At 62.5% G+C, this 13206-nt stretch carries 12 protein-coding genes and 2 pseudogenes; 10 read left to right on the forward strand and 4 right to left on the reverse strand.

Annotated features, from left to right (window positions below; all coding sequences use genetic code 11):
• Positions 1-10: 10 nt before the first annotated feature.
• Both WJ12_RS34210 and WJ12_RS35725 read left to right on the forward strand, forming a co-directional pair.
• Positions 11-196, forward strand: a pseudogene (locus tag WJ12_RS34210) (integrase core domain-containing protein); the annotation flags it as partial.
• Positions 197-541: 345 nt separating this feature from the next.
• A complete protein-coding gene (locus tag WJ12_RS35725; RefSeq protein WP_156444765.1) occupies positions 542-928 on the forward strand; it encodes a hypothetical protein in 387 nt (128 codons plus the stop codon).
• Between the two features lie 436 nt (positions 929-1364).
• Here WJ12_RS35725 and WJ12_RS01975 read toward each other — a convergent pair.
• Positions 1365-2532: pseudogene (locus tag WJ12_RS01975) on the reverse strand (IS256 family transposase).
• Positions 2533-2764: 232 nt separating this feature from the next.
• Between WJ12_RS01975 and WJ12_RS01980 the strand changes: the two are divergent.
• Entirely contained in the window at positions 2765-3082 is a 318-nt protein-coding gene (locus WJ12_RS01980) for a DUF7716 domain-containing protein (RefSeq protein ID WP_049035666.1), read from the forward strand.
• An 85-nt stretch (positions 3083-3167) separates the two neighbouring features.
• On the opposite strand, the gene icmH is transcribed toward WJ12_RS01980, so the two are convergent.
• From icmH to tssJ, 3 genes are all read right to left on the reverse strand, one after another.
• A complete protein-coding gene (gene icmH / locus WJ12_RS01985; protein ID WP_034187530.1) occupies positions 3168-3950 on the reverse strand; it encodes a type IVB secretion system protein IcmH/DotU in 783 nt (260 codons plus the stop codon).
• Positions 3947-5293, reverse strand: coding sequence for a type VI secretion system baseplate subunit TssK (tssK, locus tag WJ12_RS01990; RefSeq protein ID WP_034187529.1), 1347 nt, complete (start codon positions 5291-5293; stop codon positions 3947-3949). The genes icmH and tssK overlap by 4 nt, the downstream gene beginning before the upstream one ends.
• A 102-nt stretch (positions 5294-5395) precedes the next feature.
• On the reverse strand, positions 5396-6007 hold the full coding sequence (gene tssJ / locus WJ12_RS01995; protein WP_034187528.1) for a type VI secretion system lipoprotein TssJ: 612 nt from the start codon (positions 6005-6007) through the stop codon (positions 5396-5398).
• 372 nt (positions 6008-6379) lie between these two features.
• On the opposite strand from tssJ, the gene WJ12_RS02000 reads away from it, so the two are divergent.
• The 7 genes from WJ12_RS02000 (at position 6380) to tssG (ending at position 13176) form a co-directional block, all read left to right on the forward strand.
• Complete coding sequence (locus tag WJ12_RS02000; RefSeq protein ID WP_034187527.1) at positions 6380-7009, forward strand: tetratricopeptide repeat protein; 630 nt, start codon at positions 6380-6382, stop codon at positions 7007-7009.
• 46 nt (positions 7010-7055) lie between these two features.
• Positions 7056-7571, forward strand: a complete 516-nt coding sequence (gene tssB, locus WJ12_RS02005) for a type VI secretion system contractile sheath small subunit (protein WP_006484395.1) — start codon at positions 7056-7058, stop codon at positions 7569-7571.
• 15 nt (positions 7572-7586) lie between these two features.
• The gene (tssC, locus tag WJ12_RS02010; RefSeq protein ID WP_034187526.1) at positions 7587-9077 is read left to right on the forward strand and encodes a type VI secretion system contractile sheath large subunit; all 1491 of its coding nucleotides are present in this window, start codon (positions 7587-7589) and stop codon (positions 9075-9077) included.
• A gap of 71 nt (positions 9078-9148) precedes the next feature.
• Positions 9149-9652 (forward strand): Hcp family type VI secretion system effector, encoded by a 504-nt coding sequence (locus tag WJ12_RS02015; RefSeq protein ID WP_034187525.1) that lies wholly within the window; start codon positions 9149-9151, stop codon positions 9650-9652.
• Between the two features lie 62 nt (positions 9653-9714).
• Positions 9715-10200, forward strand: a complete 486-nt coding sequence (gene tssE, locus WJ12_RS02020; protein ID WP_034187524.1) for a type VI secretion system baseplate subunit TssE — start codon at positions 9715-9717, stop codon at positions 10198-10200.
• A gap of 76 nt (positions 10201-10276) precedes the next feature.
• Complete coding sequence (gene tssF, locus WJ12_RS02025; RefSeq protein WP_059557536.1) at positions 10277-12112, forward strand: type VI secretion system baseplate subunit TssF; 1836 nt, start codon at positions 10277-10279, stop codon at positions 12110-12112.
• On the forward strand, positions 12076-13176 hold the full coding sequence (tssG, locus tag WJ12_RS02030) for a type VI secretion system baseplate subunit TssG (protein ID WP_034187522.1): 1101 nt from the start codon (positions 12076-12078) through the stop codon (positions 13174-13176). Before tssF ends, tssG begins: the two co-directional genes overlap by 37 nt.
• Positions 13177-13206 lie beyond the last annotated feature (30 nt).

The following is a 13206-nucleotide window of genomic DNA, read 5'->3' on the forward strand; positions in this document are numbered from 1 at the left end:
GGACGGCTAAGACAACGCGCTGGCTGAAACGATCAACGGCCTGTACAAGACGGAACTGATTCATCGGCGTGCCCCGTGGAAAACAAGGGAATCCGTCGAACTTGCAACGCTGGAATGGGTGGCCTGGTACAACCATCATCGACTGATGGAACCGCTGGGCTATATCCCGCCCGCCGAGGTTGAGGCAAACTACTACGTGAAATTCAGAGCTACCGCTGACGTACCCGCATTACTTAAACTAACCGGCCTCCACGATTCCCGGTGCGGATCACACCTTCGGTGCAATTGGCGGGGCCGTCACACGAAGTTGGGCCGGGGCATTATGTTGCGACACAATCGCAGCGTCAGAGAGGTGTCGACGGTACATATGTCGTGGAGCGTCGGGTTGCATACCGGGCGCTACGCCGAGCTGGTTTTTCTGCAGATGAAACTCGCTGCCATGTAATGCGAGCTGACAATTATTTCTCCAATATGGGCGTTACGGCTGATACGCCGACTCGTGTGCCAGGGAATAGAAATAGTTCAACTAGGAGGTGGTAGTGTGAGCAAATGGATTACAGATGATATGATTTTGGAGATATCCAAGATATGTGAATGCTTTTCGAAAAATATTTTCGAAAAATTGGTTTCGGATGGAAATTTTGATGCCAAAGAGTCGGGGGGAATTAAGAGGAATATTTTGGAATATCTGTGCGGGGATATTCTGGATGAGAATACGCTAAAAAGGATTGGAGTCCCTGATCGAGGCTACATCGTTAGTCACGTGAAGTTGTATGAAATTGATCCGGGGGCGCCATCGGAGTCCAGTAAGAGGGTGCAACTCGATCTAATAATAGATGGCGTTGAAAGTGACCTTACTCTTGTTATGCATGCATATAAAATGGCTGAAAAGGATAGGATTTTGATTTACGATGCTCTAACTTTGTAGGGTCGGTTTGCTGCTGAATGAGAGTGAGGCTTTGCGTTTCCGTGTTATTCTTTTTCGATGGGGCGTGCAGTCGCTCAGTTGAGGCGAAGTGATGATGATACGTATCGATTGACGTGAATTGTATGTTGATTAGTAAAAATTTCCGATATTGATGCAAGGTGAGTCATCTTCGCTTCTTTTTTTGATTGGTTCGGGAAGGGGGGCAGATGATTACGTACGATTTCGATTCGGACCTGATCGCCATATTATGTCTATTTGGCTAGGGAGTCTGATGAAGAAGATGGTGACTTCGTAGGTGTGGCGATCGCGGAAGTCGTAGTATCTTGCCCAAAGTTCAATCGGCAAAAAGTATAGATGTGAGATGCAGGTTTCAAGTGGTGTTTAGGAGGAGCGCGCGGGGGTGTCAGGATTTCCGTGTTCAAGGCGGGTGGAGCAATTACTCGGAAAGCCGGATGAATCGATCTGCGTAAAGGATAGCGAATTGGTTCATGGCGGTCTTCCAGTCATGCGCGGCACTTCCCCAATTCGCGGTGATGTTGCGCAAGGCCGGCCAGATGAGCTTGATGGCGGCCTCATCGGTCGGGAAGTGACCACGGGTCTTGATGATCTTGCGCAGCTGCGAGTTGATATTTTTCAATCGCGTTCGTCGTGTAGATGATCTTGCGCCCGCCCGGCGGAAACGCGAAGAACGGGATCACGCGATCCCAGGCGTTGCGCCACGCGCTACTGACGGTCGGGAATTTCTGGCCCCACGGGCCATTCGCAAACGCATCGAGTTCGGCCTAAGCAGCTTCCGCGCTGGGCGCGGCATAGATCGGTTTGATCGCCGCGGCCAGTCCTCGGCGGTCCTTCCAACTGGCGTAGTCCAGGCTGTTGCGGATCAAATGGACGATGCAGGTTTGCAGCGTCGTGGCCGCAAATACTGCTGCCAGGGCCTCGGGCATGCCCTTCAGACCGTCGGTCACGGCGATCAAGATGTCGTGAACGCCGCAAGTCTCCAGATCGTTGAATACCTTCATCCAGAACTTGGCGCCCGCGGTGTTCTCGATCCACAGACCCGGGATCTCCTGCGTGCCGTCGGGCAGCACGCCCAGCGCCAGGTACACCGCCTTGTTGCGCACGACGGCGTCTTCGCGAATCTTGACCCGCAGTGCGTTGAAAAACACCACCGGATACATCGGCTCAAGCGGCCGGGCCTGCCAGGCGGTTACCTCGGCCATGACCTCGTCGGTGACCGAGCTGATGAAGTCGGGTGAGACCTCGGTGCCGTACTGTTCCAGCAGGAAGCCCTGAATCTCGCGCACGGTCATGCCCCGGGCATACATGGCGACGATCTTGTCGTCGAAGCCCGTGAAGCGCCGTTCGTGCTTGGGAATAAGGATGGGGTCGAAGCTGCCTTCGCGGTCGCGCGGCACCTCGATGCGAATCGGACCGTCTTGGCACCTTTGCCGTTGCGCTGATTCGTGGCGTTGGTCGGTTTGGCCGCACCGGCAGGGTAGCCGAGATGATGATTCATCTCGCCGCCCAACGCCCGTTCGATCAGCGCCTTCTTGAGCGCCAGTGTCGCGGCATTGATGGCTTCGGCCGTCATCGGACCGTTGCAGAACCGCTCAAGCAGCTCGGCCGGAATCGCCGGCAGAGCCGCCGGCTGGGCTTTCGGTTTGCAAGGCATACACTCTCCTTGAGAGCATGTTATGCCTTAAACACGAAATTCCTGACAGGCCCCCAACAACGCGCGCTGAGCAATCTCAGGGCCCCGGATTCGGCATAATCACGGCTTGCCACCGTGGCCTCACGATTCCAGCAACGCCTTCCCTCCGTTCAACCGCAATACCTATGTCGACCACCTACGCGACCACTGCGTCGCTGCAGCACATCCTCGAACACCCTGGAGATTTCTCCGGATGGCTCTGCCTGCCGCCGACGCCGTGGACGCTCGATACCGAGGGCGAATTCGCCGATGACGCTGACCACGCCGAAGGCACCACGCCACCCGCCGCCGCACCACACCCCGACTGGCGTGTCACGCTGAACAGCGCGACGATCGAGGACATCGTGATCAACGCACATGACCAGGTCGACGAACCGAGCATCGCGCAACTATTCGACGCATTCGTGTTCTACGTCGACAACGAAGAATTCATCCTACTCTGAAGGCGCTCGCCACGCGCCACAGTAAAAAAGGACCGCCGAGCGGTCCTTTTTCCATGCAGCATCAACGTCGAACGAAGCCCGCCCCTCAAGGCAACGAAATCGTCAAATTAGCCGACTCCGGGCCCACCTTGATCACCTGCGAATAAGGCGCCAACGCCTGCAGCGTCTTGTCCTTGAGATAAGTATTGAGCCCGAGGTACCCGAGCAGTGCCACGAGTGCAAACACCGCCCCGATCGCCCAAACCGGCACCTCACGCTTCAACCGATGCGCGATCTGATCCGGCAACGGCCAATGCGGCGCGAACGGCGCCCGCTTGCCTTTCATATGCGCGATCTCATCGCCCAGCCGCGCGGTGAGGTAAGCGAGCTTCTCCGGCCCTTCGAGCAGATACTTGCCCTGGAACCCGAGCAGCAGGCACATATGAAACACCTCGAGCGACTGCAGCCGCGCCGCGCCCTGCGCACGGCAATCCTCGAGATACTGATAGAACTTCTCGCCCGCGAGCTGCTCGCCGAACAGCACGAGCTGCAGCGGCCGGCGTTCCCAGTCGGCCCGGATCTTGAACTGCGACGACAGCACCATCTCGTCGATCGCGGCGCAGAACGCGAATTTCGCGCCGTAGACGTCCTCGGCAGCGATATTCAGCTTCTTCGCGCCGCGCTCGAAATCCGACAGGAACTCCTGGATCCGCGTGCTGAACTCGCTCGCGCTGTCCGGTTCCCGCCCGTTCTTGAGCAGGAACAGCATGAAGAAGCCGTCGTACAGCAAATCGAGCAGCGAACGCGCCTGGAACGCGGAGTCCGTCGACGCCGGGGTATGCATGGGTGCCGGCGCGTTGTCGCCGAACAGGGAAGGCGCGTAGCTCATGATGTGACCGCGATCAGTTCGAATTTCAGGTCATTGATGCCAGTCGGCGCATAGATCATCGCGGACTGGGCCTGCAGCATGCGCTCGTACAGCGGGCTGCGCGAATCGAGCGCGAAGTAGCACGCGCCCGGCCGCACCGGGATCGCGGGCGGCACCTGCGGCGTGTACGACAGCCGCACGCCGGGCATCGCCGACAGCACGAGCTTGTCGACGTCGTCGGGCGCGCCGACCTTGAAGCGGGCCGGCACGGCATCGACGAGCTCGACGCTCGGCATGTCCGCGGACACGGCCAGATAGAACTCGGTCTTGTCGTCGATCTTGCCGGAGTCGAGGCGGCCCAGGTGGAACGACGGACGTACCTCGTCGAGCGTGATCGCGAAATAGCGCGTCGAGATCACGGTGTCGAGCAGCTCGCGCAGCATCAGGTCGAGACGCGCAAAACTCGGTCCCGGATCGTCGTGGCGGTAGACGGGCAGGTCGGCGAGCGAATAACCCTTCGAGAACGTCATCAACTGGCCCGCGAGGCGCAGCAGTTCCTGGAACAGCCGCTCCGGATGCAGCGCCGCGTGCTGGTGCAGGTGCGCGAGCGTCGCGAATGCGGCGTTCGCGGTGTGCAGCAGCCAGAACGATGCGATGTCGCCCGAGCGGAACTCGATGATGTTCTTCGACGGCTCGCGGTGGAAACCGTACAGCGCGTTCACCTTCGCCTGCAGCGCGTCGACGAGCTGGCGCAGCCGCTGGTGCAGGATCGGCGATGCCTCGATCGCGAGGCACGGCGGCACGAAGCTGTCGTCGATCTCGAAACCGGAGGTCGCGGTGCGGCGCACGCGGACGAGCGGCACCGACAGCAACTGGTCGCGCGGTTCGCTGTGCGCGATCAGTTTGACCTGCGTCTTCAGGAACGTGATGTCGGCTTCGGCGGCATCGGTGAAGTTGTCGGCGACGCTCGTCTGCTCGCTGACGAAGCGCGTCATGAAGCCGGCGGCCGGATCGTCGCTGTAATTGGTGCCGTTCTCGCGCAGCGGGTGCAGCGCGAGATAGAACACGAATTCGTTGATGCCCTCGGGCAGCGTATCCAGCGCGATCGGCGGCGGCAGGTCGTCGGCCTGCGGCGCGGCATACAGCGCACCGTCCGGAAACACGAGCGCGAGTTCGGCGACCCGCAGCACATTGCTGCCGAGCGCGTCGCGATCGATGCGCACCGAGCGCACGCCCCAGTTGTACGGCTGGATCGCCTGGATGGACTCGAACAGGCGCGCCTCGTGGTACGCGTCCTGTCGCTGAAAGTGTTGAGGCCGGAGGAACAGCCCTTCCCCCCACAGCACCTTGGCCGAATAACTCATGTCAAATCCGGTTAATGTGGCGTTGCGATGTAATCGATTTGGTCGTGCCCGAATTAAATCGCCAATTGTTAACTCTTGTTAATTGACATTCGTGCGACATGTTTAACCGCAGGACACTGAAGACAGCATATTCAGCGGTTGTGACGGCGCACCCTGCTGCGGTGCAATGACGGTGCCATCGGTGACCGTCATCGCGCAATTATGCAGGCCGATGATTATGCCGGATTTCTCCGACTTCACCGGATCGAACGTCAGTTTCCATCGCTGGAGTGCGGGATCGCGGAACAGCGCGACGATGCCGAACGCCTGCGCCTCGCGCGAAACCTTCTCGGTCGCCGTATAGCGCTGGCCCGGAATCAGCGTGATTTCACGTACGTTCAGCAGGTCGGCGCCGAGTGCGGCCTTTTCCTTGGTCGGATCGGTGAAGGCGTCGAACGGCGCTTGCTGGAACGACGTCGGGTCCTTCAGCGTATAGAGCCGCACGACGAGCGCGAGCGGCTTGTTGTCGGTCGCGGCATTCAGGTTCGGCGCCGCGGCGAGCGTGATGCCGAGGTTGCGCGGCGGCTTTTGCGCGTCGGGCACCTCGGGCTTGCCGATGCCGGCCGCGGACATCACGGCGCTCGCGGCCGAGCCGAGCAGCGGGGCGGCCGCGCATCCGGCCAGCAGGGCGCACGCAACCAGCGGCAGCGCGTAGCGAATCATGGACGATCTCATGTGTTTCCGGCGTGCCGCCTTTATCCCTGTCAAGACTGCCAGGTATTTCCGCGATCGCTGCGAATCCCCGGCGTTACATTGTTCAACTATTAAGCGCGCCGGCGTCTCGGCGGGCATCCGGAAATTTTTTCCGCCGCCCGGGCGGCGCGTCGTGCGACCAGTAAAACTTGCGCATTCCGGCCGAAAGAAAAACCGCCGCGAGCCTGCGGCGATAGGCCATTCGAGGGGGTAGCGCCCGGTTTTAAAAGGAATTACTCTTCACACGACGATTGAATTATGAAAAATTGATCGGTACTATACCCGCGCGCTTCTTGCAAAGCAAAAGAACCAGATTCTCAACGATTTAAAACTCACGCGCCGGTGGAAATAACGATGAAAGACCGTCTCTTCGCAAAACTGTCTGGGGTAGTAGTGGCTTGCGGCGTGATCGCCGGTTGTGCGAGCCAGCCTCCCGCGCCGCCGACTGCCGAGGTGTTCAACAAGTCGCTGGCCGATGCAGACGCCGTTGCGAAGGCGGGGGACCAGGACAAGGCGCTCGGCCTTTACCAGCAACTCGCGAAGTCGGATCCGACGCGCGAGGAGCCGTGGTCGCGCATTGCGCAAATCCAGTTCGCACAGAACCACTACGGCCAGGCAATCGTTGCCGCGCAGGAAGCGCTGCAGCGCGACGCGACCGACCGTCAGGCGAAGAGCGTGCTGGCCGTGGCCGGCCTGCGGATCGCGACGCAGTCGCTCGGCGAGCTGCGCCAGGATGCGTCGCTCGCGGGCGACGCGAAGTCCGATGCGCAGGCGCTCGCGAAGCAGCTGCGCGACACGCTCGGCGAATCGGCGCTGTTCCCGCCTGAAACGAAGGTCGTGAAGCCGCGCCCGCCGCGCCGCGTCGTCCATCGTCCGAAGGGCGTTGCCGCACCGGCCGCCGAAGCGGCGGCAGCCACCACGCCGACGCCGCCCGCCACGCCGCAAAAGGGCAGCGCCGATCCGTTCGGCGCACTGCGCAACTGAAACCGCAACTGACGCGATAACCACAACTAACCTGGGAGCCGTCGAGATGGCCAAGAAAGAAAGCATTCAGAAAAGCTTGCAGAAAATTCGGCCGCCGCGCGTCCAGCTGACCTACGAGGTCGAGAAGGGCGATGCGATCGAGGTGAAGGAACTGCCGTTCGTCGTCGGGGTCGTCGGCGATCTGGCGGGCCAGTCCGAAATCGAGCAGCCGAAGCTGCGCGACCGCAAATTCGTCAACATCGACCGCGACAATTTCGACGACGTGATGAAGGCGATCGAGCCGCGTGCCGCGTTCCAGGTGGAAAACCGCCTGAGCCCGGAAGGCGGCAAGTTCGCGGTCGACCTGAAGTTCCGCTCGCTGTCGGATTTCAGCCCGGACGAAGTCGTCGAACAGGTCGAGCCGCTGCGCCGCCTGCTCGAGGCGCGCTCGAAGCTCGCCGACCTGCGCAACAAGCTCGCCGGCAACGATAAGCTCGAGGATCTGCTGTCCGAGGTGCTGAAGAACACGCAGCAGCTGCAGGAGCTCGCGAAGGGCACCGGCGGCGACAAAGACGGCGAATGACGACGGAGTGTTGAGATGAACCAGCAAACGGCTGCGGCCCAAGCGAGCGGCGCGGAATACGCCGCCGGGACTTCGCTGCTCGACGACATCGTCGAGAAGAGCAAGGTCGCGAAATCCGATTCCGAGCATGCCCGCGCGAAGGACCTGATCGGCGAACTCGCGCACCAGGTGCTCGACGGCACGGTGATCGTGTCGGACAACCTGTCGGCCACGATCGACGCGCGCGTCGCGGAACTCGACCGCCTGATCTCCACGCAGCTTTCCGCGGTGATGCACGCGCCGGAATTCCAGCGCCTCGAGAGCACGTGGCGCGGGATGGACTACCTGGTCAAGGAAAGCAACACGGGCCAGACGATCAAGATCAAGGCGCTGCACGCCCCGAAGCGCGACCTCGTGCGCGACTTCAAGGGCGCGAGCGAGTTCGACCAGAGCGCGCTGTTCAAGAAAGTCTACGAAGAAGAATTCGGCACGTTCGGCGGCTCGCCGTTCGGTGCGCTGATCGGCGATTACGAGATCTCGCGCCAGCCGGAAGACCTGTACTTCATCGAGCAGATGTCGCGTGTCGCGGCGGCTGCCCATGCGCCGTTCATCGCGTCGGCGTCGCCGGAGCTGCTCGGCCTCGAGTCGTTCGCCGACCTCGGCAAGCCGCGCGATCTCGCGAAGGTATTCGACACGGTCGAATACGCGAAGTGGAAGTCGTTCCGCGACTCGGAGGATTCGCGCTACGTCGGCCTGACGCTGCCGCGCTTCCTCGGCCGCCTGCCGTTCAATCCGAAGGACGGCCAGACCGCGGAGCGCTTCAACTTCGTCGAGGACGTCGACGGCACCGAGCACGACAAGTACCTGTGGTGCAACGCGGCGTGGGCCTTCGCAGCCCGCCTGACGGCTGCATTCGACGACTTCGGCTGGTGCGCGGCGATTCGCGGCGTCGAAGGCGGCGGCCTCGTCGAGGATCTGCCGACCCACACGTTCAAGACGGACGACGGCGAAGTCGCGCTGAAGTGCCCGACCGAGATCGCGATCACCGATCGCCGCGAGAAGGAACTGAGCGACCTCGGTTTCATCCCGCTCGTCCATTGCAAGAATTCCGATTACGCCGCGTTCTTCGCCGCGCAGTCGGTGCAGAAAGCGAAGAAATACAGCACCGACAGCGCCAACGCGAACGCCGTCCTGTCCGCCCAGCTTCAATACATCTTCTCGGTATCGCGTGTTGCGCACTACCTGAAGGCGATGATGCGGGACAAGATCGGCAGCTTCGCCTCGGCGCAGAACGTGGAAACATTCCTCAACCGGTGGATTTCGCAGTACGTGCTGCTCGACGACAACGCGTCGCAGGAGCAGAAGGCGCAATTCCCGCTGCGCGAGGCTTCCATACAAGTGTCGGAGATTCCGGGGAAGCCGGGCTCGTATCGTTCGGTCGCATTCCTGCGCCCGCACTTTCAGCTCGACGAACTCTCGATTTCTCTGCGACTTGTCGCTGATCTGCCCAAATCGGCAAATTCATAAGCGAGCAAAATCGCCCGGGCGGGCCGCCTGGGTAGGACGTTAAAACCACCTCTTTGGGGAGTAGAAGGGCCATGTTACACATTCACTTGCAATTTGGTAGCCCGGCAGTCAAGGGCGAGTCGGCTGACAAGGACCATCAGGGCTGGCTTGAGCTGAAGTCGTGGGATCACTCGATCGTGCAGCCGCGTTCGGCAACGGCGTCGTCGGCCGGCGGCCTGACGCAGACGCGGTGCGAACACGGCGACATGGTGTTCTCGAAGGAAATCGATTCGTCGAGCCCGCTGCTGTACCAGCACGCGTCGGGCGGCACGACGTTCGACGAAGTGACGATCCATTTCTCGCGCGCCGACGGTGAAGGCAAGCGCGTGCAGTATCTGGAAGTCAAGCTCAAGTACGTGATCATCTCGAGCATCGCGCCGAGCGTCCGCGAGGAAGGCCTGCCGATCGAGACGTTCTCGCTGAAGTACGCAGCCGTGCAGTGGAAGCAGACCCAGCAGAAGATCGGCGGCAACCAGGGCGGCAACACGCAGGGCGCCTGGAGCCTGACGAAGAACGACAAGACCTACGCGGTCTAAGGTCGGTTGCGGCAACGGGGCGCACGGCGTCCCGTTGCCGTTTTCGCTGTGCACGCCGGCTGATGAAACGATTCGAACCCAGTTTTCTCGACAAGCTGTTCGACGACGAACCGCACCTGCCGGCCTCGGCAGCGATGCGGCAATTGTCGCTGGACGAGCTCAAGAACACGGTCGCCCGCGACGTCGAGGCGATCCTCAACACGCGTATCGCGCATACCGAGAGCGAGCTGGCGGCGCTGCCCGAATGCCAGAAGTCGGTGCTGACCTACGGGCTGAACGATTTCGCGGGGCTGAGCCTCGCGAGCCACTACGACCGCGCGTTCATCTGCAAGTCGATCCAGCAGGCCATCGCGCGCCATGAGCCGCGCCTGCAGCAGGTGCAGGTGACGTTCGAGCTGAACGAGCAAGCCACCAACGCGCTCTATTTCGCGATCCAGGCGCTGCTCGTCGTGCACCCGGCCGAAGAGCCGGTGAGTTTCGACGCGATGCTGCAACCGTCGACGCTGCAGTATTCGGTCACGCGCGCACGCGCCGCGAGAATGCAGTAAATCAAGCCGCCGAGCGGGCCGGACCGCCCGGTGGTTGATCAGGTCCGGCAGGAAATATTGAGGTTCGGGGTCGTCGATGGAAGAATTGCTGCCGTATTACGAGCGCGAATTATCGTTTTTGCGGCGCTATTCGCGAGATTTCGCCGAACGCTATCCGAAAATCGCGGCGCGGCTCGCGCTGTCCGGCGAGCATTGCGAGGATCCGCACGTCGAGCGGATGATCGAGTCGTTCGCGCTGCTCGGCGCGCGCATCAACAAGAAGCTCGACGACGACTACCCCGAGTTCACCGAAGCGCTGCTGGAAGTGCTGTATCCGCACTACCTGCGGCCGTTCCCGTCGTGCTCGATCGCGCAGTTCACGCCAGCTTCGCCCGGCCAGCAGACCGAACCGGTCGTGATCGAGCGCGGCACCGAGCTGAAGAGCCGTCCGATCCGCGGCGTGCAGTGCCGGTTTCGCACCGCCTACGACGTGACGCTCGCGCCGATCCGCATTTCGGAGGCCCGTTACACGCCGGTCGCGCTCGCGCCGAGCGCGACGGTGCTGCCGTCGAACGCGACGGGCGTGATCTCGATCACGTTCGAATCGCTCGCCGCGCAGCTCGATCTCGGCGCGCTGAAGCTGTCGACGCTGCGCGCGCACCTGCACGGCGAGCAGTCGTTCGTCGCCGCGCTCACCGACTGCCTGTTCGTCAACGTGCTGGGCGCGTATGTCGAGCCGGAACGCAACGGCCGCTGGACCGCGCTGCGCAAGCTGCCGATCGCGCAGGCCGGTTTCGACGAAGACGACGCGCTGATCGACTATCCGGCGAAATCGCATCCCGCGTATCGCCTGCTCACCGAATACTTCGCGTTCCCCGACAAGTTCGATTTCGTCGATTTCGACCTCGCGGCGATCACGCGCGCGTCGGGCCGCTGCCAGCGCGCGACGCTGCATCTGGTGCTGCAGGACGTGCGCAGCGATTCGCACGTCGCGCGGCTGCTCGAGCTGCTGGCGCCGAGTCATTTCCGGCTGTTCTGCACGCCGATCGTCAACCTGTTCCGCCAGCACGGCGAGCCGATCCGCGTCACGCATCGCGCGGTGTCGTATCCGGTGATCGCCGAGGCGCGGCGCGCGTTCGCGTACGAGGTGTACTCGATCGACTCGGTGAAGCTCGTCAGGCAGCAGGCGCACGAGGAGTCGGTGATCGAATTCCGGCCGTTCTACTCGCTGCATCATGGTGAATCGGCGCGGATCGGCCACTACTGGTTCGCGCGCCGCAACGACTGGGTCGCGCAGAAGAGCCCCGGCTACGAAACCGAAATCTCGATCGTCGATATCGACTTCGAGCCGACGTCGCCGCAAACCGACACGCTGAGCCTCGACCTCACCTGCACGAACCGCGATCTGCCGGCGATGCTCGCGTTCGGCCTCGAGGGCGGCGACCTGTTCCAGGAGGGCGGTGCGCAGACGAGCGGCATTTCGATGCTGCGCCGCCCGACGCAGAGCGTGCGCTTCGAGCGCGGCCGCGCCGCGCACTGGCGGCTCGTGTCGCATCTGGCGCTCAATCACGTGTCGCTGGTCGCGCACGGCCTTGCGCCGCTGAAGGAAATGCTGACGCTGTACGACCTGCGGCGCACGGCCGTGTCGATGCGCCAGATCGACGGCCTCGTCGGGGTCGAGCAGCGCGGCGCCGTGCAGTGGCTGCCCGGCAAGCCGTTCGCGACCTTCGTGCGCGGCATCGAGATCCGGCTCACGATCGACGAGGAGCACTTCGTCGGCGCGAGCCTCGCGTCGTTCGTACGCGTGCTCGACAGCTTCTTCGGGCTGTACGTCCATCTCAACAGTTTCGTTCAATTGGTCGTCGTGTCGAAGCGCACCGGCGAGGAGATCATCCGATGCAAGCCCCGAACCGGCGAATCGATCCTGGCGTAGTCGACGCGCTGCTCGACGAGCCGCACCGCTTCGAATTCTTCCAGGCGGTGCGCGTGCTCGAAGGGCTGTTCGCACGGCAGGCGTCGGACGCGCCCGGCGCATGGCGGCAGGGCGACGTGGTCGCGCAGCGCATCGAGTTCCGCAATACGCTGTCGCTCGGTTTTCCGCCGAGCGAGATCGAAGGTGTGCGCTCGTTCGACGACGGCGGCGCGCTGCTCGATTCGGGCGAGCAGCGTACCGCAGCGCTCGCGGCCGGCGAGCTCGGCCACGTCGAGCTGACGCCCGCGTTCTTCGGGCTGCTCGGCGGCCAGGGGGCGCTGCCGCTGCATTACACCGAGCAGATCGTCGCGCGGGAGTACCTGCGGCGCGATCATGCGGCGCGCGCGTTCTTCGACGTGTTCTCGAACCGCGCGACCGCGCTGTTCTACGCGGCGTGGAAGAAATACCGGCTGCCGTTCCATTACGAGCTCGATCGTGACGAGCGCTATCTGCCGCTGCTGCTCGCGATCGCGGGCGTACCGAGCGACGAGGTGCGCGACAGCCTCGCGGCCGGCCCGGGCGGCGTGCTCGACGAAGCCGTCGCCGGTTACGCGCTGGCCGCGCGGCACCGGCCGATGTCGGCCGCGTATCTGCAGCGCGCGCTGTCCGATTACTTCCGCGTGCCGGTGAAAATCGACCAGTTCGTCGGCAAGTGGTACGACGTGCCGCCCGACCAGTTGAGCGTGCTCGGCGAAGTCAACGCGGTGCTCGGCGCGACGGCGCTCGTCGGCGAACGCGTCTGGCAGCGCGACATGCGCGCACGGATCGTCGTCGGTCCGCTGTCCAAGCGCGATTACGAGGCCTTCCTGCCTGGCGGCGCGCACGCCGTCGCGCTCGAGCGGATGCTGACGCTGCTCGCCGGCGTCACGCTCGAATACGAGGTGAAGCTCGTACTGAAGCGCACCGAGGTCGGCGCGAGCGTGCTGGGCGCGGGCTCACGGCTCGGCTGGGATGCATTCCTCTGCACGCGCGACGCGATCGAGGACCGCTCCGATGCACGCTACGAACTGCACGTGATTCATTGATTCCGAACGACAACAACACGCAATCGAACC

Source organism: Burkholderia seminalis, assembly GCF_001718535.1.
Taxonomy (GTDB): Bacteria; Pseudomonadota; Gammaproteobacteria; order Burkholderiales; family Burkholderiaceae; genus Burkholderia; species Burkholderia seminalis.